The organism is Mesorhizobium loti R88b, assembly GCF_013170845.1.
In the GTDB taxonomy this organism is placed as follows: domain Bacteria; phylum Pseudomonadota; class Alphaproteobacteria; order Rhizobiales; family Rhizobiaceae; genus Mesorhizobium; species Mesorhizobium loti_B.
In genome coordinates, this window is record NZ_CP033367.1 from 6,711,306 (window position 1) to 6,736,375 (window position 25,070).

18 protein-coding genes and 2 pseudogenes are annotated in these 25,070 nt (G+C 59.7%); 4 read left to right on the plus strand and 16 right to left on the minus strand.

Features of this window, described 5'->3' with window-relative positions; translation table 11 throughout:
- Nucleotides 1-142 precede the first annotated feature (142 nt).
- Together ubiM and EB235_RS32460 are read right to left on the minus strand one after the other, a co-directional pair.
- Entirely contained in the window at nt 143-1,324 is a 1,182-nt protein-coding gene (gene ubiM / locus EB235_RS32455; RefSeq protein WP_027033362.1) for a 5-demethoxyubiquinol-8 5-hydroxylase UbiM, read from the minus strand.
- A 305-nt stretch (nt 1,325-1,629) separates the two neighbouring features.
- A pseudogene (locus EB235_RS32460) lies at nt 1,630-1,923 on the minus strand (hypothetical protein); the annotation flags it as partial.
- Nucleotides 1,924-2,648: 725 nt separating this feature from the next.
- Here EB235_RS32460 and EB235_RS32465 point away from each other — a divergent pair.
- Nucleotides 2,649-3,089, plus strand: a complete 441-nt coding sequence (locus tag EB235_RS32465) for an aldehyde dehydrogenase family protein (protein ID WP_318013387.1) — start codon at nt 2,649-2,651, stop codon at nt 3,087-3,089.
- 191 nt (nt 3,090-3,280) lie between these two features.
- On the opposite strand, the gene EB235_RS32470 is transcribed toward EB235_RS32465, so the two are convergent.
- From EB235_RS32470 to EB235_RS32490, 5 genes are all read right to left on the minus strand, one after another.
- Entirely contained in the window at nt 3,281-6,427 is a 3,147-nt protein-coding gene (locus EB235_RS32470) for a class I SAM-dependent DNA methyltransferase (protein WP_063827839.1), read from the minus strand.
- Between the two features lie 357 nt (nt 6,428-6,784).
- Entirely contained in the window at nt 6,785-7,810 is a 1,026-nt protein-coding gene (locus EB235_RS32475) for an OmpA family protein (protein ID WP_027033359.1), read from the minus strand.
- Complete coding sequence (locus EB235_RS32480; protein WP_051371558.1) at nt 7,798-9,060, minus strand: hypothetical protein; 1,263 nt, start codon at nt 9,058-9,060, stop codon at nt 7,798-7,800. The genes EB235_RS32475 and EB235_RS32480 overlap by 13 nt, the downstream gene beginning before the upstream one ends.
- Nucleotides 9,061-9,063: 3 nt before the next feature.
- Complete coding sequence (locus EB235_RS32485; protein ID WP_027033358.1) at nt 9,064-9,897, minus strand: hypothetical protein; 834 nt, start codon at nt 9,895-9,897, stop codon at nt 9,064-9,066.
- Nucleotides 9,884-11,401, minus strand: a complete 1,518-nt coding sequence (locus EB235_RS32490; protein ID WP_224713143.1) for a hypothetical protein — start codon at nt 11,399-11,401, stop codon at nt 9,884-9,886. The genes EB235_RS32485 and EB235_RS32490 overlap by 14 nt, the downstream gene beginning before the upstream one ends.
- A gap of 336 nt (nt 11,402-11,737) precedes the next feature.
- Between EB235_RS32490 and EB235_RS32495 the strand changes: the two genes are divergently transcribed.
- A complete protein-coding gene (locus EB235_RS32495; protein WP_173424400.1) occupies nt 11,738-12,565 on the plus strand; it encodes an excalibur calcium-binding domain-containing protein in 828 nt (275 codons plus the stop codon).
- Between the two features lie 283 nt (nt 12,566-12,848).
- Here EB235_RS32495 and EB235_RS32500 read toward each other — a convergent pair whose 3' ends face one another.
- Together EB235_RS32500 and EB235_RS32505 are read right to left on the minus strand one after the other, a co-directional pair.
- Entirely contained in the window at nt 12,849-13,580 is a 732-nt protein-coding gene (locus tag EB235_RS32500; RefSeq protein WP_027033356.1) for a hypothetical protein, read from the minus strand.
- Between the two features lie 42 nt (nt 13,581-13,622).
- Nucleotides 13,623-15,290 carry a DUF4403 family protein gene (locus EB235_RS32505; protein WP_157279973.1) on the minus strand — a complete coding sequence of 556 codons (1,668 nt, stop codon included), beginning with the start codon at nt 15,288-15,290 and terminating at the stop codon, nt 13,623-13,625.
- A gap of 423 nt (nt 15,291-15,713) precedes the next feature.
- On the opposite strand from EB235_RS32505, the gene EB235_RS32510 reads away from it, so the two are divergent.
- Complete coding sequence (locus EB235_RS32510) at nt 15,714-17,798, plus strand: DNA/RNA non-specific endonuclease (RefSeq protein ID WP_032933002.1); 2,085 nt, start codon at nt 15,714-15,716, stop codon at nt 17,796-17,798.
- 71 nt (nt 17,799-17,869) lie between these two features.
- On the opposite strand, the gene EB235_RS32515 is transcribed toward EB235_RS32510, so the two are convergent.
- Nucleotides 17,870-18,013 (minus strand): hypothetical protein, encoded by a 144-nt coding sequence (locus tag EB235_RS32515; RefSeq protein WP_245268892.1) that lies wholly within the window; start codon nt 18,011-18,013, stop codon nt 17,870-17,872.
- Here EB235_RS32515 and EB235_RS32520 point away from each other — a divergent pair.
- Nucleotides 17,973-18,563: pseudogene (locus EB235_RS32520) on the plus strand (toll/interleukin-1 receptor domain-containing protein); the annotation flags it as partial. The gene EB235_RS32515 and the pseudogene EB235_RS32520 overlap by 41 nt on opposite strands.
- Here EB235_RS32520 and EB235_RS32525 read toward each other — a convergent pair.
- From EB235_RS32525 to EB235_RS32550, 6 genes are all read right to left on the minus strand, one after another.
- The gene (locus tag EB235_RS32525) at nt 18,560-19,315 is read right to left on the minus strand and encodes a helix-turn-helix domain-containing protein (RefSeq protein ID WP_027033353.1); all 756 of its coding nucleotides are present in this window, start codon (nt 19,313-19,315) and stop codon (nt 18,560-18,562) included. The pseudogene EB235_RS32520 and the gene EB235_RS32525 overlap by 4 nt on opposite strands.
- Before the next feature lie 69 nt (nt 19,316-19,384).
- Nucleotides 19,385-20,344: a Shedu immune nuclease family protein gene (locus tag EB235_RS32530; RefSeq protein ID WP_027033352.1), complete on the minus strand. Its 960-nt coding sequence runs from the start codon at nt 20,342-20,344 to the stop codon at nt 19,385-19,387.
- Complete coding sequence (locus EB235_RS32535; RefSeq protein WP_318013386.1) at nt 20,331-21,002, minus strand: hypothetical protein; 672 nt, start codon at nt 21,000-21,002, stop codon at nt 20,331-20,333. Before EB235_RS32535 ends, EB235_RS32530 begins: the two co-directional genes overlap by 14 nt.
- Nucleotides 21,003-21,025: 23 nt before the next feature.
- Entirely contained in the window at nt 21,026-21,595 is a 570-nt protein-coding gene (locus tag EB235_RS32540; protein WP_027033350.1) for a hypothetical protein, read from the minus strand.
- A 485-nt stretch (nt 21,596-22,080) separates the two neighbouring features.
- A complete protein-coding gene (locus EB235_RS32545; protein WP_027033349.1) occupies nt 22,081-23,055 on the minus strand; it encodes a hypothetical protein in 975 nt (324 codons plus the stop codon).
- 243 nt (nt 23,056-23,298) lie between these two features.
- Nucleotides 23,299-25,029 carry a ParB/RepB/Spo0J family partition protein gene (locus EB235_RS32550; RefSeq protein ID WP_027033348.1) on the minus strand — a complete coding sequence of 577 codons (1,731 nt, stop codon included), beginning with the start codon at nt 25,027-25,029 and terminating at the stop codon, nt 23,299-23,301.
- Between the last annotated feature and the right edge of the window lie 41 nt (nt 25,030-25,070).

The following is a 25,070-nucleotide window of genomic DNA, read 5'->3' on the forward strand; positions in this document are numbered from 1 at the left end:
TGACGATCTGCGATGGAAGAGGCTCGCGGCATTCAGCGGCCGCGTCTTCATCAAGCATGATCCCGCGCAGCCGCGACCGCTCACATCGAACCAAACTCGCCAGACGCCAGCACGCTGACGATGATCCTATGACGACTGCGGTTCACCGCCTCAGCATGGCCGCAATGCCATGACGGACAAAGGGAAGATGTTGGCCGAGGCGCAGTCCTACATGCCTTGCAAGCCGTGCCGCCGGATGCTCGCTTAAGTAGAGTCCGACGAGGATATTCGTAGCATGGTAGAGCGGCGCCGCCGACAGGCGCAGTCGGCTTTCATATCTGTGGAGCATGTCGGGGTCGGCAATGTCGCGACGGTCGCGCCATGCGGTCTCTATACCGCGGGCGAGCTGCTTCTGGCCGCCGAGGCCGATGTTGAAGCCATGCGCGGTCACCGGGTGCATGCCAATGGCCGCGTCGCCGATCAATGCGGCGCTCGGCGCCCGGAACCTGTGCGCCCAGGTCGTGACCAGCGGATAGATGTAGCGTTGGCTTGCCAGGCTCATGTTGCCGAGGCGCCCTCGACAGCGCTTTGTCAACTCCCTCAGGAACAACTCGTCGTCGAGGGCAAGCAGTCCGTCGGCCTCGTTTGAGGGCAAAGTTAGAAGCAGCGACGACACGCCTGGCGCGAGAGGCAACATCGCCACCGTCTGATGGTGATCGAACCATTCGATCGCGATCTGGTGGTGGGGGCGCTCGTGCCTCACCCGGCAAATCAGCATCGAGTTGCCAAGCCGATTGATATCGGCGCCGATGCCGAGCAGATTGCGGGTGGCGGAAAAACGCGAATCGGCTGCAACGAGAAGCCGAGCGCTCAGCTGCCTGCCAGTGGAGAGCGTTATCATTGCTCCTTGACGGCTGTTTGTTGCACGCACGACCGAGTGGCCGCACAGCAGCCGGGCATGGCCCTGCAAGCGGATGATCTTGAACAGGGCATCGCGGATCTGGCAATTCGGGACCAGAACGCCCAGCGGTTCCGCGGATCCGCCGGGGGAATCGAAACACAACGCAAACGGGCTCGATCCGTTGAGGACGCGTGCGCCTTGAAGCGGTGACTTGTCCGAAGCGGAGATAACATCCCAGGCGCCGAGCTCGCGAAGGATTCCAATCGAGGCGTGGGTGAGCGCGATCTCGCGGCCGTCGAAAGCCGGACTTGCCAGTCTTTCCAGGGATTGCCCTTCGACAACCGCCAGTTTGAGCTGGCTATGAGCAAGCGATGCGGCGAAGGAAAGTCCGACCGGCCCGGCGCCCACGACAATGATGTCGAAGCTGTCGTCACGGCCGGCCATCAGCGTGCCGCCAGCGCGTCGGTTCTCTTGGTGATATGTTGGGGGAGTCGAGCCGCATGTCGTGCATTGATTGCGCTGTGATCTATTGCCCGCATCGCCTCAAGCGCGTTTCTCACGTCGGTTCCTGGCTGGTGAAGCGTCATTTGCCTGCCGTATGATCTGGATTGTCAAGATGATGGAGGGACGACCAGGCTGTCGGTCAGCCCATGTGTTTTTCCCTTGTAGGACTGATCGATCAAACCACGCCGACAAGGGCGTGGCCTTGATCTGGGTCAGTCGAGGCCCAACCGGCGTCGGATGACATAGCGGGCGAAGGCGGCGATCTCCTCATGGATGAAAGTCGGCAGGACGAGCCCGCAAAACAGCCCGTCCGACCGCAGCGCCTCGACAATTTCCTGGCGATCGACGCCGGCAAACATCGTGTCGTGGGCTTTTTGCGACACGCGAACCGGCTTTGCCCCACGCCAGTGCATCCGGCGGGCCGGCATGGTGCGGGCGAGCACGAACATCGGCAGCCAGGCGGGGTTCTCGCGAATGTCCGACAGATAGGTCGGAATGCGCACGGCGATGCGGCGCAGCACGCCGCCGTTTCGCGCGATGGCCTCGAGACTGGCGGCGCCAGATTTGTCAGGGCTCGGCCAACAGACAAACCGCGCCGGCCGACAGGGCGGCGACCGTCAGCAGCCGACAGGCTGCCCGCGCCAGGGGGCGAAGCCGGATGGCCGAGACCGCCTGAGCCTGGCGAAGAAAAAGCGGGCTCGGTTCACGAGCACCCGGCACGCGCCGTCAGGCGCGCGGGCGCCGTCAAAGCTTAGGCCAAATTGCCGCTTTCCGCGGATGCGTGGATGCCATGCCTGCGCTGCGGTTATCAGGTCGCAGGGCTCAACGCTCGGTGCCCCCGCCAGGCGTGCGGGCGAGAAAGGCGCTGAACAGGAATTCTCGTTCCAGGAACGGTCGTTCCTATTCCATAACGCGGTCGGCAGGTCGCCAGGGCCCCGTCGCTCGAGGTCCGATGCGAAGTGCGGTTACACATCCTGACGCAGCCAATAGAAAACATCCGCCGGTTTGAAGAGAAAGCCGGGATGCCTCGGTGCCAGCCGCTGATGCGAATCTGAAACTCCCCGACCTGTTCGGCGCTATCGACCGCATGCCGACGCCTGGCACGTTGTTGGGTTAGCGAAAGTTCGAGGGTTTTTATCCATCCACTAGCGAAGTGTTGGCAGAGCTACCCGACATGGGCGCTGAGGAGACGCGCTCGGCGATCGACGAGGCCTTATACCGCGCAGGCTGATGGGCGGCGTTTACCGCCCGGGATCGCAGGGACATGCTCTGGCGCTGGCATCAGCTGATCAAGACCATACCGACGACCTTGCTGCCATTCTTACGGCAGAGATTGGCAAGCCGCTTGGCGAAGCCAAGTCGGAGGTCTCGCATGCGGCGGCATATCTGCAATGGTAAGCCAAAGAGGCCAACCGCATCTTTGGCGAGACGATCTCCCCGCCCTCGACTGACCGGGGCATGCTGGGTGATCAAGCAGCCAATCGGCGTTGTTGGCACGATCACGCTATGGAATTTCCCGGCTTCAATGGTGGCGCGCAAGATCTCACCGGCTCTGGCGGCGGGCTGCACCGTGATCTTGAAACCTGCCGAACAGACGCCGCTCGTTGCAGGCGCAATGTGCGCGGCCGGCCTTCCCGACGGCGTCGTCAACCTGATCCATGCTTGCAAAGGCGATGCCGTCGGCCGCACACTGATTAACCGATGAACTTGATCCACAGGCGCTTGAACCATGCGACGATGGCCTTGAGCGCCTTCGGCCGGGTGCCGCGCTTGAGAAGGCGGTCATAGGCGCGGCCGGCTTCGATCTGCTTTTGATGAGGTGTAACGGAAATGACTGGAATGGGTCTATCATCGGTCTTGGAGCAAGGGCGTCTCGCACAATTTGGCTGACCTGGGTCAGCTTGTTCGGCGTTTGGTGTTTCGCGGACGCTCTGCTGACGTCGGCTGGTTTTCGCGATCCTTGGTGGTCAATTGCTGCGGACCGACAACGGACTTGCGGCCACCTGCAATGGGCAACTTCATCTGCGGGGCACGTCGAACCTCTTCCGGCGTCGGACGACGACGTGGCTTTCTTGTCTTCAGACCGGATTTGGCGTGCTCGTTGAATGCCTCACGCGCCAGATTGAGTTCTAGGAGATTTGCCAGGGCTTCATCTTCAGAGATATCCGCAGGCCAACCGTAGGCTCCGGCAACGGCGGCATCCAGGTCCGAGTGGGCGTCGACCAGCCACTGCGGACGCCGGTTGTAGAGGTTGGTCAGGGTACGGTCACGCAGGATTGCGTCCGACGCGATGTCCTTCGGAAGGATTCGATCCGGATAGCCGGGCACGACCTCGGGCTTGATCTGGACAAGGTCGCTCGGATTGAGCCACGCGTTTCGTATGTCATCAAGTCTCTTGGCCGCCTTTGATATGGCGATGGCTCGTGAATCCTTTTCATATCGGACAGCTGGGATATCCGGCGTGAGGCCCTCGGGGAACGGGAAGGTCTCGAATACCCCCGCACTATTGTAGGTTGGATCATTGCCGACGCCGTGCCACGAGCAAGTTCCGAAGCTCCAAGCCTCATGAAATCGGGAGTGAAGAATCCCGAAAAAGACATCGTCTGAGCGAGAAAACGCGAAGATGCGGGAGTCGGGCACTATCGCTTGATCAAGCCACACGAATGTCCGATGCTTTGCGACGCGAGGTGTTGCCATGTAACGCGAGTGGCCCTGCAAGGAAGCGTGAAAAGCCGGTCTCGGCTCCACGTGTCGCCACCAACGCTCGCGGTAGGCATCACGCCTGTTCTTTGAGCGCTCCGGAAACACATGCTCTCTAATGTGCTGGAACGGCGCCTCGTAGAGGGCAGCCTCCTGCTCGGACATCTCCCAGCCGAAATCCACAATCCACATGTCGCGGCCGCGGCGAGCGACGTCCATTCCATTGCGCCATGGACGGAGCACATCTGAGTTTGGCCTACCGTTGGGATTCATCGGCATCGAGAGCCAGGCCCGCGCCAAGCTACCCGGGACGTCGAAGGCACCGCCCTTCGTGTCGCCCATGAACGCTACGTTCTGGTTTTCAGACAGCCTGCGCGCCTTGGTCAAGTCGGTTACGCCGGCGGTAAGATCTGCGTTTATCTGTGCAACCGTCCTCCCATCGAGGCACAACGGGTCCTCGCCGTGGCCGAAGCAGATTAGGGATACTCGTACGGCTGCGCCATCGACGACCCACGGCTCGTCACTCCAGGCTTCGAATAGCCGGCTTTCGGCGATGATCCGATCCAACACCCTTCTGTTCGCTCCACCGCGTATGGAATTCGTCGTGACCAGACCCACTCGACGCGTTCGATCTGCTGCGACAGCGGCGCGGGATTTCTCCACCCAATAGCAGACGAGATCAGCCTCGCGAGAGACGCGCCCATCGTACACATCGAAAAGGCGATCAACCGTTGGATCGCCCAAGGCTTGCCGCATCAAACGCACGCCGACAAACGGCGGATTTCCTACGATGAATTCTGCTTCTGGCCATTCTGCTTCAGCATCTTCCGAGACTGGTTGCAGTGCAGCAAGAAGGTCTCCTTGTGCGTCACGAGCTGTATCAACGTCTTGGGCCTGCCTGACCAAGGCGTCTCGCCTTTCGATTGCATCTAGCTTGCGTAGGATTGGTATCGATTTCGAGCGTATCCCATTCTTGATCTGCCACTGAATGTCTCCGATCCAAATGGTCGTGCGTGCAAGCTCGGCCGCCATCATGTTGATTTCGATGCCGCGCAGGATTTCAGGCCCTACGAGCGGAAGCTGAGCGGGCATGCCGAGCATCTCGCAGTCGAGGTTGGCGCGGTGTTCGATATCCTTCACACCCTGGAGAGCGAGGTATAGGAAGTTTCCAGACCCGCATGCCGGATCCAGGATGCGGAGCTTTCGCAGCCGTTCCGTGAACCGGGACCGTACTTCGGCGGCCGCTTCCTCCCGCTTCATCCGGCGGGATTGCTGCCTGCGCATTGGCGGCTTGCGATTGCCATTCAGGAGTTCGACAATCTCCCGCCTTGCTTGTTCCCATTCCTGTCTCAGAGGCCTCAGGATGACCGGATCGACAAGACGCATAATTTTTTCTGGATCGGTGTAGTGCGCGCCGATCTGGGCGCGTTTTTCCGGGTCCAGAAACCGCTCGAACAGAGTTCCGAAAATCGTCGGATCGATGAGGCCCCAATCGAGGCTGTCTGCGGCGACAAGCAAACCAATGTCACCGTCATCGAGCCGTAGCGCTCGGCGACCATCAAACAGGCCGCCGTTGAACCATGTGATGTCGGTCAGGTCGAACTCGCCGCCGCGCTCCATTGCTTCAAACAGCTTGTCGAGGTAGCTCATGGCTCGTTCAGGAGCACGGGCCGATCGCTTCAGGAGCTTCGTGAACAGGCCATCAGGCAGCAGGCTGACACTCTGGGCGAAAAAGCAAAAGACCAGCTGATTTACGAAATGAGCAATCTCATCTGGTGTGCCTCGCCCCTGAACGCGGAGTGCGATCGCGGAAAACTTGTCTGCTGCCTCCTTGGTGACCGCCGCGCGTGTTCGGGTCGGCCTCAGCTTTTCCGGGCTGAAGAAGACGTTGTGCAACATCTCACGCGCTGAAGGTTCCGCGAGGTCATCTAGGGTGATCACGTATGTGGACGGAACGGTGTTCGTCCAAGCGGTATGGATGCGAAGGCGTTCGATGTCGCAAACGATGTGTAGCGGCGGGCTCAAAAGCGCCGGCGCGTATCGCATCAACTGGAGGAGGGCCTCGTCGAGGTTTCCCTTCTTACGCTTGTACTCCCATGCGAAGTGACCCTTCTTCCAGACGTCAGCAAAACCTTTACCCCCTCCGAGCTTGTTCGCACCTTTCTCGAACGCGAAGAACGCGCCGGTCGGGTCCTCATCGCTCGGAGACGGATGGCCGACCAGCGAGCAGATATCGAGGAAGTGTTCTTGAGCTGCCTGCCGCTCGCCAAGTTCCGACTTCCTCCACTTCTTGATGAAAGCAGCAGGCGTTATGGGCGTGAGCCCTGCGGCACCCAGACTCATTACACATCCCCTCCGACACAGTCATCGGACCCAGCAGAAGAGGTTGCCAATAAAACTCTGATTATTGGTTAATATTAGTCACCGATGCATCAATAATTTCCTCGCCCTGACCTATTATTGTGTAGCATCAGAAATAGGGGACACCATGCATTGTGGCAGCGGTGATCACACGACTGGAGTGCATTTCCTGGTTTCCTGAAGCGCTTTCCATTCGACTTCCGGCGCGGAAAAAACGCGTCAGCGAGCGCCCGACTAATTAAAGCGCGGCGCGCTGGCACTGGACCGCGGCAGTTTGCGGGCTTCTACTCGTGTTCCGGTGGATGGCAACCCACGCTTTGGCTCAACATGGTTTGCCTATTAATTGCCTTCGTGATGCCCCTCGGCGGCCAGCTTCTGCTTGCTCTTGCGTACTCGGATCTCGATACGACGCCTTTCTGGAGCGTCGCCTGACTGAGCTCCATCCGTGAGGCGATCATCCGGCAGGATCAGTTGGCCGCCTGACATGGGTAGGATGTTCAAATGATCAAACGCCGGTATCTTTTTCAGAACGGACGCGACGGATATCGCTCGCGCGAGGCCTAGCCCGGCATTATCACCCGGCTCCATTTCGCTGACGCTCTCATCCCCAGAGAGTACGCGCCCCAGAACGAAGTCCATGTTCGACTGCCTCGACAATCGCTGCTCGTCAGTGTGGCCAATGACCTCGACGACATCGACATCGTATTTTGCGACGATATCGGCAATCTGCTCGGCAATAGCGCCCTCAAGCTTGGCCTTAAAGGCCGGTTTGAGTTCGGCACTGCTGACTTCGAAGGAATAGCCCTTGGCTTCGCTCAGATTGATGATCGGTGGCAGATCCTTAGGCTGCCGTGTCGTTTCAGCGAGTTCCTTTTCGGCTTCAGCCAGCTTCCGTTCGGCTTCGGTCGCACGCTGATCTGCTGAGACTAGCTTGCGTACGTCGTCGGCTGAGAGATTGTTGTCTCGGACCGCGACTGTGGCTTCCGCCAGCTGAACTGCTTCGTCGGCCGACAGTCCCTTTTGCTCGATCTGCTCGATCGCTTTTTTGGCGAGGACGAGCTTTCGCCATTCCTCATCAGGCACTTTGTGCCCAGTGAACCGCTCCATGAGCTCGGCAACCTGGGCCAGCAGGTTCTTGTTCTCCTGCTTGAGTTGCTGAACCACTGCTTCGCTGCGGGATACCCTTTCAAGGGCAGTTTCCAATTCGGCCTTCTTCTTTGCGACAATGGCGCCTGCAACCAACAGCAGGCAGAAGACGAGCAGGAGCATCGTTTCGGCCATGGTGAGCCCGAGGATCAAGCCGCGGGCATAGCCTTTCTTTTCGTAGCCGACCGAAGCTCCGCCGGGTTCGTTCAGCGCCACCATCTCGGCCTCGGCTGGACTTTCTCCACGATCGGCTGGGAGGCCTGCTGCCCGGCATCAGCGCCGTTGGCTGTTGCCGTTGCGCCTGGCTTCTCACCCTGCGCAGTTGCCGCCGAAATGGGGATGAAGATGGGAGGTTCAACAGACGGTTCATTGGCGTGCAAAGGTGCAACCGGAGGAATTTCGTGCGGGACGGACACACGATCGCGATCGAGGATGCGGGATAGCAGGTTCGTCGTACTGGCGTTTTGCTCAGCCTGCTTCTCAAGCCTCTCCAGGAGGAGCTTCTGATGCGCCGCCATCCTCAAGACGGTATCCGAAAGCTTGTCGGTCCTTTCCCCCTGCTCTTTGGAAAGCGCCTCAGCCCGCTCGGTGAACCTTCCGACAGACGCTGCAAGCACCTTGAGAACTGTGACGACATCCGTCTTGAGGACCTCGTCCGGAATAACCACGTTGGCGAGCTTCCCGGCAACTATGTCGGCCTGCGCCTCGAACTTCGAGATCGTGCCAGCCATGGAGGCATTCGCCGTGTCGAGCGACGCTGCGACTGTGTCGACCTTTTCAGCGACACCTGAAAACCTGCTTTCGATACGGCCGAACGTGTCATCGAGGCTTTTGGCTATCTTCTCCGAAGTCTCCTGGACGGGCTTTATCGCTTTGGCGGCCATACCCTCGAAGGCCTGTCGGACCTGATCGCCGTTCTTCTCCGCCTGTCGGGCTATTTCGTCGAAGCCTTCTTCCAACATCTGATTGCAAACCCGGCGGAAGTCGGCGAACTCACGCGCTACGCTTTCCATCTCGGTGCGCACGCGACGTGTCATGTCCGCGAGCTCGTGACGGGCAGCCCGTTCCACGTCGGCGGGGTCGCGTCGGACCTGATTGTGGAAGATGCGCAGCGCGATGCCTGTGATGGTCGACGTCACGGCAATGCCGAAATTCCTGACGATTTCGTCGGTCGATGCGTCTGTGCCGAACTGGTAAAGCGAGGTGCCCAGGCTGGAGAGCGTGAACAGGAAGCCCATGTAATAGAGGTTGTCACCTGTCTGCTCGTCGTGAACGCGCAACTTCCCGACGTACCAGGAAAACGCGAAGTAGCCGATCATGATGCCGATCGGCACCGTTGACGAGATAACGGGGCTTATGCCGGCGGTCTTTGTGACGGCGATGAAAACGCACCCGCCTACCGTCAGCGCGATATAGAAAGCCTGCGGGAAGATCCACGTATCGAGGAAGGATTGTCTACGCGCGGCCATGGGTTACATCCCTTCCAGCTTTGTAAAGTCGCTGAGATTGCCCCCGTTCTCCGAAAACCACTGCGTCCAAAAATTGGCGTGGTCGACGGACGGGAACTTCCTTTCCGGCCTGTTGAAATAGAGAATGGTTACGTCGGCGCCGAGAAGATCGGTCCTAAAGCGCGAATTCGCTGGGCTTTTCTTGAAGGCGTTGTAGTCGGCGCCCGCTTTGTATTGGGAATAGGCGGGCGTGTTCTCCATCATGTCCGACACGAGGACCAACCGTTTTGGAACATTGTCGAACATGCCGTTGTCGAACAGGCTGAGCTTCAGTTTCTGGATGCCAGCCATGATCGGCGACTGATCAGCCTGGCTATCCGCCGGCAAGTGCTCCGGCAGTTCCTTGAGGGGCTTGTCGAAGGCCTCTTCCCAGATTCTCTGATGCTTTCCGGGATTGCTGGTCCAGACGTCAACCGTTGAGCCGTCTCCCGGATTGCATCGCGCGTACAGCTCTTTCAGGTCGCCAGGCACCGCTGTCAAGGTGCCAACCCAGAGGTAGCCGCCTTGCTTGATTGAGCCGGCAATCTGCCTGAATTTGTTGGCAAGATCCTCCATGGTCGCCTGCGGGACGGGATCAGAGGTGTCAAAAAGAACAGCGGTGACGCTGTTCGGTCCCGCCTTTGTCGGGCAGCCCGTCTTTGCGTCTGTTTCCAGCACGTCCCGGGCCTTTACGTTGAGCCAGACGTAGCCGGAAAACATTGCGAGCGAGGCAAGTCCAAGCAGGATTGCTCCGACAATCGCTCCAACGCCTTTCCCGCGCGAGCTCCCTGCCCTGCGACGGCTTCTAGGCCTGGCCATCGAGCGTCTCCGGATACAGCTTGTCGAGGTCGCGATACTTTTCGATCCCGGACTCGCATTCCTTGCCCACCTGCAGCATCTGCTCGTTCAGCGCCTGCTGGGCCGCGGCAATTGATGAAGCAAGATCGCTATCCTTGATCTCACCATCGTTTTGGACAATGGGCTTGGTCTTTTGGAGTTTAAAGGGCTGGGAGAAGTGTTTTGGAGCGGGAGTTTTGCGCGCCCGAATGTTTGCTTCGCGGTATTTTGAAAGCAGCTGGTTGCAACTCCTCTCGAGCTGCTCTTGATGTTCATTGAACAGAGCCAAAAGCCGCGCACGGCTGGATAGGATTGCAGCGTGTTCTCTCCTACGGCTGCTTAGCCCCTTCAAGATGTCTTCGACCTTGGTATTGTGGTCGTCGCGCAATTCGATGAGGCGGTCTATGAGGTCGGCTTTGGTATCGGTGTAATCCTGCCGTCTCTCCCGGCGCCTTTTTTCCACGCCGGCATAACCTGGATATGGATCGAGAACGAACCAGCCGTCGATGAAGGCGATGATAGAAAAGAGCAGACCGACCAGGAAGAGCATCCACGATCTCACCTCCTCAAGCCCGAGCGGGTTATGGAGCATTCTCTGGACCGCAATGTTGCCAGCTCCGTCGGCGAGCGTTCCGCTGACCTCACGATAGTGCGCAAGCAGCAAGTTGATCCCGAGTGCAATAGCGGCATAGAGCAGGATGAAAACGGTTCCGACAAGCTTCCCTCCCCAAGACCGATGGGTCACCCAGCGCACGCAGAAGATGGCGAAAATCAACGCGGACACGATATTCACGAAGGAAAAGGCGAATGCTTCCGTGGCACCACCGAGGAAGCCTTGGTCGTTGCCCTTGGCCAGAAAGGATCCGTTGAGATACGTCTCGACCAGCAGGAGGAAAATAAGGAGTGCCACCCTGAAAAGATGGGCTGTTCCTTGCTGCAGCCTGGCAACGCGTTCCAAGCGGTGGTTCTTGCGGAAGCTGGAAAGCTCCGTGGTTGCCTCGTGAAGGTCGGTTCGCTTGGCGTGAAGGGTATCCAAACCGACCGCTATTTCTCCCTTGAAGTCGGACAGGCTTGAAGTATTGGCTTGCTGAAGGAGGCCGAACTGCTCCTCAAGGCCCAGGTTCGCAACGCGGCCGGAGAAGAGGTGAAGCTGATCCTCAAGGATCTGGTGGGCCGCCTTTTTCTCGTCCTGCACCCTTTCGACGATGGAATGTTCGACCTCGTCGAGGGCCTTGGACGAGGACGATGGCTGGTCTTTTTCGCCATGCGCCGTTCCCTGATCGTCGAGGTCCATATCCCGGGCAATCTTGTCGACGTTGAGACTCGGGAAAATGTCTGCCCCCACCCTATAGTCGTGGTTCGCTTCCATTATCCGATTGCGCAGCTTCTCGAGCGCTTCAAACCTCGCAACCAACGTCTTTACCCCTACGATCCAACCCTGGAAAACACATGCTTGCGGCACGCCGCGCGCTTCAGCGCGCAGCAATCCCGCAATCGGCGTCTGTCATATCCGGCTTGCCCCACCCAGCAGAATGCAAAAAACCCATTCTGAATGTGCTCGATAGTACATCGACGCGCTGCGTGCAAACTAAAGTAGTGGTTCGGTCCCCGGAGCGATTCCTTGCAACCAGCGCGGGCCGGCCATGGTCTTTCGCATCCGCGTACTTTGAGGCCGCTACCGTTTGCTCCAGAGAGTTATTGACACACTGTGTTAACGCGATCGATCAGCGCCCGGCCATACAGAAAGATTCTCAACCCTTGTCACCCGCCAAACCTAGACCAGCGCCAAATTTGATAGCATTCTAGTGATGGGGAGAATAGCTTGGACAAATCTCGCTACAAAAATCGCTCGGGTCAGGGGCGCAAGGGCAATGGCGTGGGTCGATCACGCGCCTGGCGTCGCGCAAGCGTGCCGTTGAAACTGGTCTTTCTGACAGTGGCTGCCGCTACCGCCTTAGCCACGCAATCAGCCATGCAGCACACCGACCGAATACCAGACATTGGCGTTTCGAACTGGTTCGGGTCGAAGCCGGAGCCGATCGCTGGCGTCGCGTCCGTTATCGATGGGGACACGATCGAAGTCCATGGCCAGCGGATCCGCTTTAACGGCATCGACGCGCCGGAGAGCAAGCAGTACTGCAGCGACGCCAAGGGATTCGACTATTCCTGCGGGCGCCGCTCAGCCGACGCACTGGACGCATTTCTAGCGGCCTCCAGGCCGGTGCACTGCACCTTCGTAACTTGGGACCGATATCACCGGTTTGTCGGTGATTGCCAGCGCGCGGATGGCGTCAGCGTCGCCTCCTGGATGGTCGAGCACGGCCAGGCTCTGGATTGGCCCCGCTACAGCCACGGGGCCTATTCAGCGCAGCAGGCGAAGGCGGAGGCCGCGAAGCTCGGTCTTTGGCTCGGAACGTTTCAGGCGCCCTGGGAATGGCGGGCTGTGCACGCCGGTGATGCGAGGCCGTCGAGCCAGCCACTCGGCATCAGCAGCCGCCCACAGGTAGCGCAAAGCTTTTCATGCCAACCGCGGCGGACATGCTCGCAAATCAGCTCTTGCGACGAAGCCCAATGGTATCTCAACAACTGTCCATGGGGCGGCAAGCTGGATCGCGATGGCGACGGAATTGCTTGCGAGACACTCTGTTGATGGCGCTGGGCAAGATGCGGCTACAGTGCAAACGCCGTAGAGGCGGCGGGGATGAGAGAGATGGTGTTCTTTGCAACAATCGGACTTCTTGTCATCGCCGTGAGCATCCCCATTGCCGCCATGTACGCCTGCGGACAGTTTGTCGGACAGAAACCGGCGGCATGTCCGTTTCCGAGTGGGTGATGCTGGCGTGGGTTGCCGGATCTGCCGTTACCGGCCAGGTCGCCTTGCTGGAATTGCTGAGCCGCAAGCCTCTTTCGTCGCCCGCAACTGACTGACAGTTTCAATCCGCTGACTCTTGCTTGCCTTGGGTCGTGATCGGTGAGGCCTCATGCCGTTGACCCATCGCCACAGCACGCCAGTGCATCGCGAGCGCAATAATGCCCGCGAGGGTTAGCGCGCCAAAGATTGTTGGCTCAAGGCCCGGCAGCACCGTCGCGCTGCCGATACACGGCTTGTCGAGCCCCTTGTCAAATTCAGTGCAGATACGAGCGGGATCGTTCAGCGTCCGGAGCTCCGACCAATCCCAAAGGCTGGCGCCTGGGTCCTTCTTGCCGTCGTTCAGCATTACCGTCGCGGAGAGAAACGTACACCAGAAATAGACCAGCGCGATCGCGGGCAGCACGGAGAAAACCACAATCATCGCGCCTTGATAGACGCGGCCTTCTCGCGAGCCCGTCTCGATCGCGTCGAAGCCGACAACCGGTATCCGCGCATGCCAGTGCGAGCCGCCGCGTGGGGCATAGACGCGTCCAACAAGTGAGGTTAGTGCGAGCAAAATCGAACATATCGGGATTGCGATCATTACTGCAGGCACCCTCGCCTTCATGACCAGCTTTGCACCGAAAATCTCTTCCCCGCCTTGCGCTACCACCCAAGAATTCAGGGTGTAGTAGAGAAGCAGCGCACTGAACACAAACCAAACCTTGCTAAGTTGCGATTGCGTCATTTGCACCCCTTTTTCGTTTGGTGGGCCGTCCCTGGCCTTGGTCAGCGACAGCCTATTTGCACCCATGCATCGTCAACTCGTGAGATTGCAACTCATTCGGCATACGGGCTATTGACCTACTAAATCAGCTGATAGCGCCATATCGAAATTCATTTTGAGGCGCGCACTGGCAATCAGATTTTTTGGCCCGACAGTGATATCGAGTAGTTCGATCGACGGCGTGTCAGCGGAAATCTTCAATCCCGGAACGTTGGTATTGTGAACGGCCTTCAAAATCTCATCGGACGCGTCGTTGAACTGCTTGTTGAGATCGACTCTCGAATGAGCCTCTAAATCTGCCAGGATCTGGGTTTCGAACAGGGATTGTGCAGCCTTCCAGAAAGCGTTGTCCAGGACGGTCGCGAAATGCAATTCGTTGATGGAGATCGCTGTTCCAGTTTTCTCGACGCGGGGTAGGCCTGAGAGGTAAACCCAGCCGGTCGTATTCAGGAACTCGCCCGGCAGCTTTGCCTGTACCTTCAAGCCCACCACGACAGAGCTGGCGCTAGGATAGAGGTCAACATCCTCGACCTTCACATCGACGGCGCCGGCCGGTGTCTGCTGCTGAAAATCGCGACCCTTAAGGTTCTTTGACAGCTCGTCCAATAGCAATCCGTAGGGAGCAGCTGCTTGCACGGTGATATCGGCTTGACTTCGATCGGCTGATGTTTTGCCCAATGGCGGCAGAGACAGGGACTGTGTGGCAACTGGCTCTGCGGCAAGACTGGTCTTTGCTGCGACACGCACGGTCATCTTCATGCCTTGCGCTTCACCGACCAGGCCCGAAAAGCTCGCCGCTGTGGGGACGATGTTGAGATAGACGGGCGTGCTATCCGGGCGGTCGATCTTGATCGCAATGGCGTGCCATTGGGCCTCAACCTTTGACCGAAGCGCACCACAAGGCAGAGCTTTGGTGATGGCATCCTGTATCTTGGCGCGGTGGTCATTGATCTGGCCGTTCAACACGTCAGCCAGTCCAAGATTGATTGGCCCTGCGCAGACCTCTGGGTGGCCTAGGCTCCCAAAATCAAAGCCGAGACAGTTTTTGCCCACGACTTCCACCGAAGCACTGCTCACCCATCTGCCGGTCGGGGTTCCCGTGAGCACGGGGCACCACTTATCGTTCATGTCGAGCTGCAGATCGACGCCGGGGACCAGCCGAGCCTCGAAGTTCTTTCCGGAAAGCGAAAGCAGTTTGGCAAGGTCGCCGCCTACGCCGGCCTGACCGCTGACAAACAGCGGCTGTTCGACGTGAACGCCATTGCCCGCCTGGGCCACGACAAGAGGGCCATCCGTTTTGATGTCAGCGTGCCAATGATATTCGGCGCATTGGTTCGTAGTGCCAAGGCTCGGAGCGGTAATATCTGGTACTTCAGCGCAAATACGGACACCGATCCAACGGCACTCAGTATGATGTCCCACGTGTCCGGGATTAATATGAGGAATACCGACACATCCGATTTGACCATCTCCTTGCACTGGAACGGATTGCGGTATCTTCGATTGGGCTGCTTGCACTAGCGTCTCGTACGGGATTTGCGCCAACAGCGTGAGAACGCTGTCCGACACGGGTGCCGGTGGCACATCGGCAGTGCCACCATGGGGTGGCGCCTGGAAGAGATTTTTTTCGCAGCCCGAAACGCCAACCAAAATGAGAAGGCCCGGAGCGAACCGACGAGCGGCGGCGGCAAAGTGAGCGACACGCAACTTCGTGTCCGGTCTGGTACGCGCTGTCATGGACATCTCCCCCAAGAATGCTCTGCACCCGTTGAAGCGGCGGCACTGAAAGTCACCGCTTTGTGATCTCTACGTGATCGAATGACCTTCAGGTCCCCCTATGCGCAGGCAGGCACCGAAGCTCCTGCCGCCAAAGACAGCCGAACAAGCGATCCCGCCATAGAACTCTATTCTTCACATTGACCGCACATTACTCTTTGTTGCATAGTGACGTAAGAGGAGGTTTGGATTTTTTTAGAAATTTATAGAGGAAGAGCGAGTTCATAATGACCATCGTTTGCAAATCTGTTAGCCGCTTAAATATTAAATCGTTTGAACTATTCATCCGTTGAAGTTTAATCGTTTAACGTAGAATCTCTTAATCACTATCATCAAATAGAGTCCGCTAGACTTTCCCTATTTCCTTGGAGGAAGGAATCTCCCATGGTTACGACTAATTTGTTCGACGAGCGCCGCCGCGCGGTAATGATTGCGGCTGCAAAACGATGGAAAGCGCAACCCCCAACGCCCGCGACGACGCAAGTGACGCCTTCGGAACAGGCGCGCTACGACGCTCGCCGTTCGAGCTTTGATCAGGCGAGTGAACTGAAGGCACAAGGCCGTCTTCCGGTGTTCGTCGAGCGGAAGATGGGGCCTACCCTTGACTGGTACACCTTGCCGCCAGACGATGCTGCCCGAGCCGCTGGCCGGCCGGTCGCCCGCATCGTGGCCAACGTCGATCCGAAGGTCGACCCGGTCGGGTTTGCGACCGGGTTCATGGTTTCACCTAACGTTCTTCTGACAAACTGGCATGTGTTTCCGGATCCCGGCTCGGTACGAGGAACCGGCGCAAATTTTCTTCATGATGAGACGGCATCAGGTGTCGCCCGCGGCATCATTTTCGAGTTTGATCCGGACGCCCTTTTCTTCTCGGCGGAGGATCTCGATTTCGCGCTCGTCGCGGTGAAGCCGAAGGCAATCACCGGCGAGCTTCTCTCCTCTGTCAACTTCCTGGCGATCAACGGATCGCGGTCAAAGATCCTGCCCGGAATGCCTATCCGGATGATCGAATATCCTGATGGCGGGCCAAAACGCTATGCGATGGAGAATTGCCGGCTGCTCGAGCTGCGGGAGGACGGTTTCCTCCGGTACGAGACCGACACCGAGGAAGGATCGTCGGGCTCGGCCTGCTATTCGGAAATGTGGGAGGTCGTCGGTTTGCACCACGCCTCCATTCCAAAAATGCGTGGCAATACTATTCTCAATAAGGACGGTTCGGCATGGTCACCTGGCCAGCCGGATGACGGGATAGACTGGATCGCGAATGAGGGTGTGCGCATAAGTGCGTTGGTAAAGGCCTTCGGCGGGCTTGTACCGACCACGCCCGCCTCCAAGCATCTTTTGGACGAATTGCTGGCCAACACGACCGATCCTACCGATGAGGTCGCGAAGCTAGCGACGCCTCGCGCGCCAGAAGCCCTTAGTCCTGTGTTACCTGATCCCTCCAAAATTTTCGCAAACACGAAAGGAAACGTGATGGGCGGCGTTACCATGAATTTTTCCGGACCAGTGACGATTTTCGTTGGTAGCGGTGTGCCGGCATCACAGCTTCCACAGGCGACGGCCGCAGTCGCGACAGACGAGGCGCTCGAGAAAGCACTGCGCTTCGACCCCAATTACGACGATCGAGAAGGCTACAACCCTGACTTTCTCGAAAACGATATCACCGTGCCGCTGCCTCGCATTTCGCAGGAGCGGGACCAGGAGATGTATAAGGAGAATGGCCAGATCGTCGTGCTCAAGTACCATCACTTCAGCCTGGCGATGAACGCTTCCCGGCGCATGCAGATGTGGTCGGCGGTGAATGTCGATTACGATGCATCGAAAAGGACCTCCAGCGGCCGCGCCTTCTTCGGTCAAGATCGTTGGGTGTTTGACCCGCGAATTCCCCAGAAATACCAGTTGGGCGATCCCGACATCTACGCGCCCGCCAAACAGATCGACCGGGGTCATATCGTGCGTAGGGAAGACAATGCCTGGGGTGATGCGCCGACGGAAATCGAGTTTGCCAATTCCGACACGTTTCACTTCTCAAATTGCACGCCGCAGCACGCGGCCTTCAATCGCTCCCAACCGGGAAAGCAATGGCCGGGAGTTCAAGGCTTGTGGGGCGGTTTCGAAAACCACATTCAACGCGACTTGCAATCAGGTGACACGCGCGCCTGCATCATAGCGGGTCCGATCTTGCACCCGAACGATCCATCCGAAGATTTCGGGACCGGCCCGGTGCAGTATCCTCTTGTCTTTTGGAAAGTGGTTGCGGTCTCGACGCGCGATACCAATGGGCGCCGGTCGCTACGCACCTACGGCTTCAGGCTTTCCCAAAAGGATGTCGTCGACCGGTTCGGAGTGGAATTCGCGCCCGGCGAGTATGCACGCTATCAAGTCGCCCTGTCAGCCATAAGCGATGAGGCCGGCGTTATTTTTGACGATGTTCTCTTGCGCGCCGATACCCACGCCGACGCGTAACGTGACACTCGGCGTGGCAACGATGGCCAGCCGTCGCATGCTGTAGACGCTTCGGTCCAGAAGGCCGCCGCTCACGCGGCGGCTGCTTCGGAGGCGCTGAAGCGCAACAGATAGTCTACGGCGCGTTGCGCGTGCGCGGCGGCGGCGGCGAAGATCGCTCGTTTATCGTCCTTCAGCGCGGCCGACTTCGACGCCCTCGCCTTCGAGCTCGACATCGGCAAATGGGAGATGAATCGCACGCACTGGGCGATCAAGGACGTCAACCTGCCGAAAGAACTGCACGCTGCGCGGGGCATTGCCTTGCCCTCGTGGACGCGGCAGGCCAGCCGCGCCGTCGACATCACCCAGCACCATTTCGATGTTGGTCTCTCGTTTCCCGGCGAAGCCCGCGGGCTGGTCGAGCAGGTGGCCCGCGAGCTCGAGGCGAGTCTCGGCCCCAACGCCTATTTCTACGACAACAACTACGTCTCCCAGCTTGCCCGGCCATCGCTCGACACCCTGCTGCAGGACATCTATCGCAACCGCTCCAAGCTCATCGTAGTCTTCATCGGCGCCGACTATCAGCGCAAGGACTGGTGCGGCGTCGAGTTCCGCGCGATCCGCGAAATCATCATGGCTCGGGACGAGCAGCGCGTCATGTACGTGCGCGTCGACGACGGCGCCGTCGATGGCGTGTTCCGCACCGACGGCTACGTCGACGCGCGACGCTTCAATCCCGCTGAGATCGCCCAGTTCATCACCGAGCGCCTCGCCCTCATCGCCTAATCGTCGGTGAGCCAGCCCGGCGTCACGGCGACCGTCCGGCGGTCGACCAGGACGCGACGACGCCTCGGCGCGCCGGGATCGGTGAGGCGCGGCGTCACCGAGACAATGGCGACCTTCCAGTCAGGCATGCCCGGCTGGGGCGCGGCCATGACACCGGACAGGACCGTCAGCCCGCGGCGCTCCAGCTCGGACACCGCGGCAAGAATGTCATTGTAGAGCTGGCGCCGCCCTCGCCCCGACGACAATGGCTCCTCGACGATGTCGGAGAGGATGAACGAGGCGAGATCGAGCCATTCGCCGAGATTAGCGATGTGGTCGTCATGGGTGTCGGGCACGCCGGGACGGTGGATGAGATAGGCGTCGCACTTCGCGGCATCGCGGATGGCCTTGTGCGTCTTCATCGGCGACACCGCCACCGGTTCGAGATGGCCAAACGCCTCGACGAGGTGTTGTTCGGCCGCCTTGTCCGGACCGATCGGCAGGCGCGGCGTGGTGAACGCGCCCGGCGCGTGGCCGAGCGCTTGGGCGATGCGGTCGAGCGCCTCGTCGCTTACCTTCTTCGCGCGTTCGACGCGCTCGACCGTCGACAGCGAGACACGCGCGAAGTCGGCGAGCGTGGTGGCTTTCCACTGCTTGAGATGGCGACCCCAGCGCACCACCATGGCGACGAGCTCGATCGCCGGCGGCGTGGGCACATCGACCGGCTTGTTGGGCAGTTCCTTAATCTTGTCGAGAAGTTCCTGGGCATTCATGGACGAGGTCTCCTTTCGTGCCCGCGAACATGCCTCAACTCCGCCGAGCAAAAGAGGTCGAAACGCCCTTCAGCACGCATCAGCTCCCGACGCATCCCCGCCGCCCGCGCACCTGTCGGTTGAATCCCGCCGGTCTGTGCCACGCTTGTCAGCGCGTTGCCCCAATCCGGCCGAGCCCGCGCGCTCCGTCAGCGAGACGATGATTCTGTCGAGGCGGCGGAGCAGATCGTCGTAGGGGACGATGTCCATCATATTCACATATTTCCGCTTGATCACCTCCAGGTCGAACGATTGGTTCTCGGTGAGCCCGCCCGTGCCGTCCGTTCGGCGATCGCGGCCGAGCAGAAGCAGCGCCTTGGGATTGGTCACCCGGATCTGGAGGCCGGCGGGAAGTGCTGACCCGTATCGCTTCGACAGTTCGCGCTCCCCCTCAACGCCCCATTTGGAGAGGTGGAACAGGTATTTCTCGGCCTGCATGATGGTGCCTGACAGCTCCTTGGTCGGAACGCTGTTGCCACGATACAGGCGTATCTCGAGCAGCTCGCCGAAGGCCTCGACGGCGATGCTGTCGACCCGGTCGCCGCCAACGACGATTTCGCTGCCGGGCTTCAGCTTTGCAATGCGCCGAAAGATGCTGATATTGCGCTCGGCGACAAAGACCTTCCGGTCCGGCGCGATCCCCTCCGCGACGATCAGCACATCGTTGTCGATCCCCAGGATCCGCCCGGGAATGCGGTGATATCCGTCTTTTGTGGTCGCGAACCGAAACCGATAGAGCGGTCGATCGTCCTCGTCCGCCTCGTCGTCGTGAGCGGCACCGTGCGCCGTCTCCGCCACGAGGTCGGAACTGCGGAAGAAGAAGACCCGGCTCAGCGTCACCTTGCCCGCCGCCTTGAGCTCCCGCGTCACCCAGGCATTGCCACCGAAGTGCGGTTCGTATTCGAGCGTCACGCCCTTGCTGCCGACCTCAACGAAATCATCACACGTGCTCCTGCACTGGCTGCCACCATCCTCTTCAACCGGCGCCACGACTAATGGCGACAAACCGGTCTCGCACTATATCGGTCCGCCCTGCCGGGCCGCGGACATTTCCCTCAAGGAAATATTCGAAGTCGCCGTTCTGAAGCAGGACTGTGAACTGTTCGGCGATGAACCGGTGGACTTCGGCCTCTGCAGCAAGAATCTCGTCCACGATCTCCGGCCGCCCGTCGACAATGAGGAGGATATCTTCCATGTCACGGCTCATGAACAGATCACCTGCGCCGCGCCCGAGATAAGCTTCCAGCTTTGTCGCGACAAATAGTTCCGGGGAAAGCTTTTTGATCCTGAGCGTATCGGTCAATTCATGGGTTACTGCCGTTTCGATCCCAGCTGCGTACCAGTGGCTAGTGAAGCCGAGTATGCCGGCATCGTCCGGCATAAAGTCGACCTTGAGGTCCCGCAGCCGCATCCGGCAGATGACGTTGTCCTCGGGGGACTCAGCGAAACCTCGCTGCCTCAATTCTTCCCGCAACTGCGCCCACTCTCCATAACCGGCAAGATCGACGATGAGGTCGACATCGTCAGTCGCCCTCACATCCTCAAGGGTCACTTCGTCTGTTATAAAAAGAGCGGTTGTGCACCCGCCGACAAAGACCAGCCGTTCCCGGAAGTCTTCCCCCAAAGCTTCCGCCACCGTCTGCAGCATCAGGAGCAATTGGCCTCGGACCGTCATTTTTTCAGGAACCTCTCCGAAAGCCGCTGTCCAGCCAGGCCCGCTTGGCGCTGATTGCCGAGCCGGATGGCATCAACGAGAGCAAGATATTCGTAGAGCCGTTCATCTTTCTGGACTGCTTCAGGCACACTCTTGAACAAAGGTGCAACCGACTGCCCCATGTCCCGCCCTTGGGCATAGGGCCATATGTGTATGTACTCGCCTCCGCTGACCAATAGCCCCTTCAGCATCGGCGCGGCGAACGCCGTCGGAATACCGCGCGTCATCGCGCCTGCCTTCGCGGGAAACACGAACTTCAGGCCGTGGACGATAAATTCATAGAGATTGCGGCGGTGAGGATTGGCCCGTCCCGTATCCCGGTCTTTAATGGCCAACCCCGATGAGAGACTGCGCTTTAAGGAGGCGTTGATCTCCGTCTTGCTGATACCTGTTAGGGATTCCAGCCCGCGAACAGAGAAGGGGTCCTCGCCCGCAAAGCCCCTACGCTGTTCCCCATGGCCCGCGAACTCTCCTTGCTCCTGCAAGCTCACGAGCTTCAGAAGCACCACGATATCCTGACTTTTCATTCCAATCATTGCAGCTTGTCCTCTGTCCTAGGACCAAGGACATTCCATCATTCGATGTCTCTCCTGTCAATGAGAACGCTAGGAGGGCGCCGCGGAAAGCCCAAAATACGTCGTTTTGAGCCGCCGGTACGTGGTTCGCCGGCAGCATGATGATTGGCTCAGGGCGCTCACCCTAGCGAAAGAGCATTCAAACGTCGTCGTCCGACTGGCGAGCGCCGCCGGCAGCATTGAAGCGGTCAATATCGTCGGCAGAAGAGCGTCCGAAAAGGGCTGTCGGTTGCTTCATCGTGGGAACGAAAAAGCGAGAGAAGCAGAACTTTCGTGTGCGATTTTTGCACCAGGCCCGTAACTGGCTGATTTTCCTTAAGTATCTGTCCAGTCCCGTCATGCGCCAGCTGATCCCATGACGACGCCATGGCACCAGCCAGCCCAAGGAAGAACCAGGCGTCTGATCTGGGGAAGGCTGTTTCAGGACTTTTGCGAGATCAGCGAATAACCGGCTCGCCATGGAAGCGCCGGCGCGAGGGCGGCGAGACGCCGAAGCCGACTTCCATCATCAGCCGTGGCGTGCGCGACGGTACGGTGCCCATATGAAAGCCGAACGGGTCTTCGACGAAGCCGAGGCCGGCTTCGCCGGTCAGCGTGACGGGGCTGTCATCGCCATAGACCTTGAGAACTTCCTGCGCCGGATGGCCGACAAGCAGCGTCAGCTGATGCTTGATGGCGCGGCGGTTATGACTGCCCCGCACATAGACATGCGGGCCGGTGCCTTCGTCGACCGGCGTCAGGTAGAAGAAGAATTTCAGCATCCTCCAGTCATCGAGATCGAAATGATACTTGCCGAGCGAGGCACGGTTCTTGTCGGCGTCGGAGGCCTGGCCGGTCGGGAAGCTCCACCACACCCGTGTGGTGATCAGTTTCGCCTGAGCGCCCAGATAATGCGCGGCGATGTCGAGCAGCAGCGGGTCGTTCTGGATGGCGACCGCTGCCTTGCAGCCGAGGATGTGTTCGAAAAAGTGGCCGCTGAGCAGCGAGCGGCCGAAACGCTTCTCGGCCTCGGCATGGTCCTCAGCCATGAATTCGAGACGGCGATCGAAATTGCCGAAACAAGGCGTGTAGCGGGCGAAGGCGGCGATCTCCTCATGGATGGAAGTCGGCAGGACGAGCCCGCAAAACAACCCGTCCGACCGCAGCGCCTCGACAATTTCCTGGCGATCGACGCCGGCAAACATGGTGTCGTGGGCATTTTGCGACACGCGAACCGGCTTTGCCCCACGCCAGTGCATCCGGCGCGCCGGCATGGTGCGGGCGAGCACGAACATCGGCAGCCATGCCGGGTTCTCGCGAATGTCCGACAGATAGGTCGGAATGCGCACGGCGATGCGGCGCAGCACGCCGCCGTTTCGCGCGATGGCCTCGAGACTGGCGGCGCCGGATTTGTCAGGGCTCGAAAGGGTCATGAAGGTCCTCAGCTATGAATGCAATATGATATCGACGAAGCATCGGTTCTCACTGCCTCGCCGCTGGTCCAAGCCCGATTCCCGCAACGGAAGGACGTTTAGGCGCGCGTCGGATTTTGTGCAACGCACAATAGCCTTGTGCGTGGCAAAAGCTGTTCGGATCGCCGTGCGCATCAGCCAATATTCCAGCGGCAGGCAAACGGGGCGGCGGCACTTAGAAAGAGCCGCCGCCCGGCTTGGCAGCTATTGGCGGACGAACAGCGGCTGGACGCTCGCCCATTGATCGGCGGTGCGGAAGCCGCCGCGTTTCGTGTAGCTTTCGACCGGGAATTTCATCCAGTTGGGCAGCCAGTTGTCGATCTTCTCGCGGCCGTTCTCGCCCGACAGGCAATCGCGGATGATCTTCTTTTGCGTCTTGACCTTCTCGGCGACATTGCCGTCGGCGACAGGCTTGCCGGCGAGGTCGGCCAGCATTGCATTGGCGATCTCCCTGTCGCGCAGCAGGTCGAAGAAGGCGTCGTCCGCTTGCCACCACGCGCCCATGTCGATGCCCAGATGGTTGCCGAGGGCCTCGACGATGGCGCTGCCGGCTTCGAGCGTCTCGGCCATGGCAAGGCTGAGAACGCGCATGACGTCATCGTCGCAAAGTGCCAGCAAACGGGCGAAGACGGCGGCAAGCGCAAAGGCGTCGCCATTGCCGCCGGCTATCGCACCCTCCTCGTCGGGCTGCCCAAGCAGCGCAAGCACCGCGCGCCGTTTTTCGGCGAATACAGCTTCGGCCCTGGACGCGGCAATGCTTGCCGCCACCGCTTCATTGGCGGTGCGCTGCGGCTCGCGGCGAACCTGCCACAGGCCCGAGCCTGCGATGGCATGCGCCACCATCAGGCGCAGCGCGACATCCGGATGGTCGAGCATGGCGGTACGCACGGCTCCGTGGCGGTGCAGATCGACATAGTTCTGCATCGGCCCGGTGAGTTCCGGCCGCGACGGCCTGGCTGGCGTTTCGTCGGGCTCGCCGCCCTCGCCTTGCGCGCGGGCGCGGCGGGCCTCCTTGCGCGACAGCCAGCCCTCATGGCACTCGACCGCGCCGCGATGCGAGACTGATATGAAGACCTTGCCGCCCTTCTTCCTCGGCGTCTTTTCGTGGTCCCAAGACTGGAAATGCTGGCCCGGTTCGAGCACGGCCACCTCGGGCCAGCCGGCTTCCAGATAGGCATCGCGTTTGGCGGCGATGGCCTCGTTCTGCTTTTGCCAGAACAGGTCGGCATCGGCGAAATAGCTGTCCTCGCCGAACAGGTCGCAGACGATCAGGCCCGGATAGTCCTCGATGGCAAACAGCGCCATCTTGGTGGAAATCGACTGGCCGCCGAACAGCCATTGCTTCAACTGGTGGCCTTGCGGCGCGTATTGCTCGGGGTCGGCATAAAGCGCCAGCCAATCCTTCTGCTGCCCCTTGGAGGCCATGGTCAGATGGCGCGCCGTCTCGGCGTCGATGTCCTCGCGCCGATAGGCCTCGCGGATTTTGGGCAGAAGATCGCCGAGCGCCAGAATGCGTTTGACCAGAAGCTCGGTGACGCCGAAGGTTGCGGCGATATCTGGAATGGTGCGGCCTTCCCTGATCAGCCGCGAAAACGTCTCCCACTGCGACACCTCGTCGGGATCGAGCCGGGCGAAGTTTTCGATCAGCGAGGCCTCGAGCGCGTCGGCGTCGTCGCCGTCCTCCATGATGGCGCAGGGCAAGGCATTGCGCTGGCCGCGCTCGTCGGCGAGCGACTTCGCGGCGAAATAGCGGCGCCGGCCGGCGACGATCTCGAAGCTTTCCGGCGTGCCGTTGGGCCGCACCAGAAGCGGCACCAGGACGCCGCGCGCGCGAACCGATGGCAAGATATCCGACACGTCGGGCGCGCGTTTGGAATGGCGCATGTTGAGCGCGGAAATGTTGAGCTTATCAAGCGGAATGTGGGCAAGTTGCATGGTTTGTCTCCTTGGTTGAGGGGTGGGATTTCCCGCCGCAG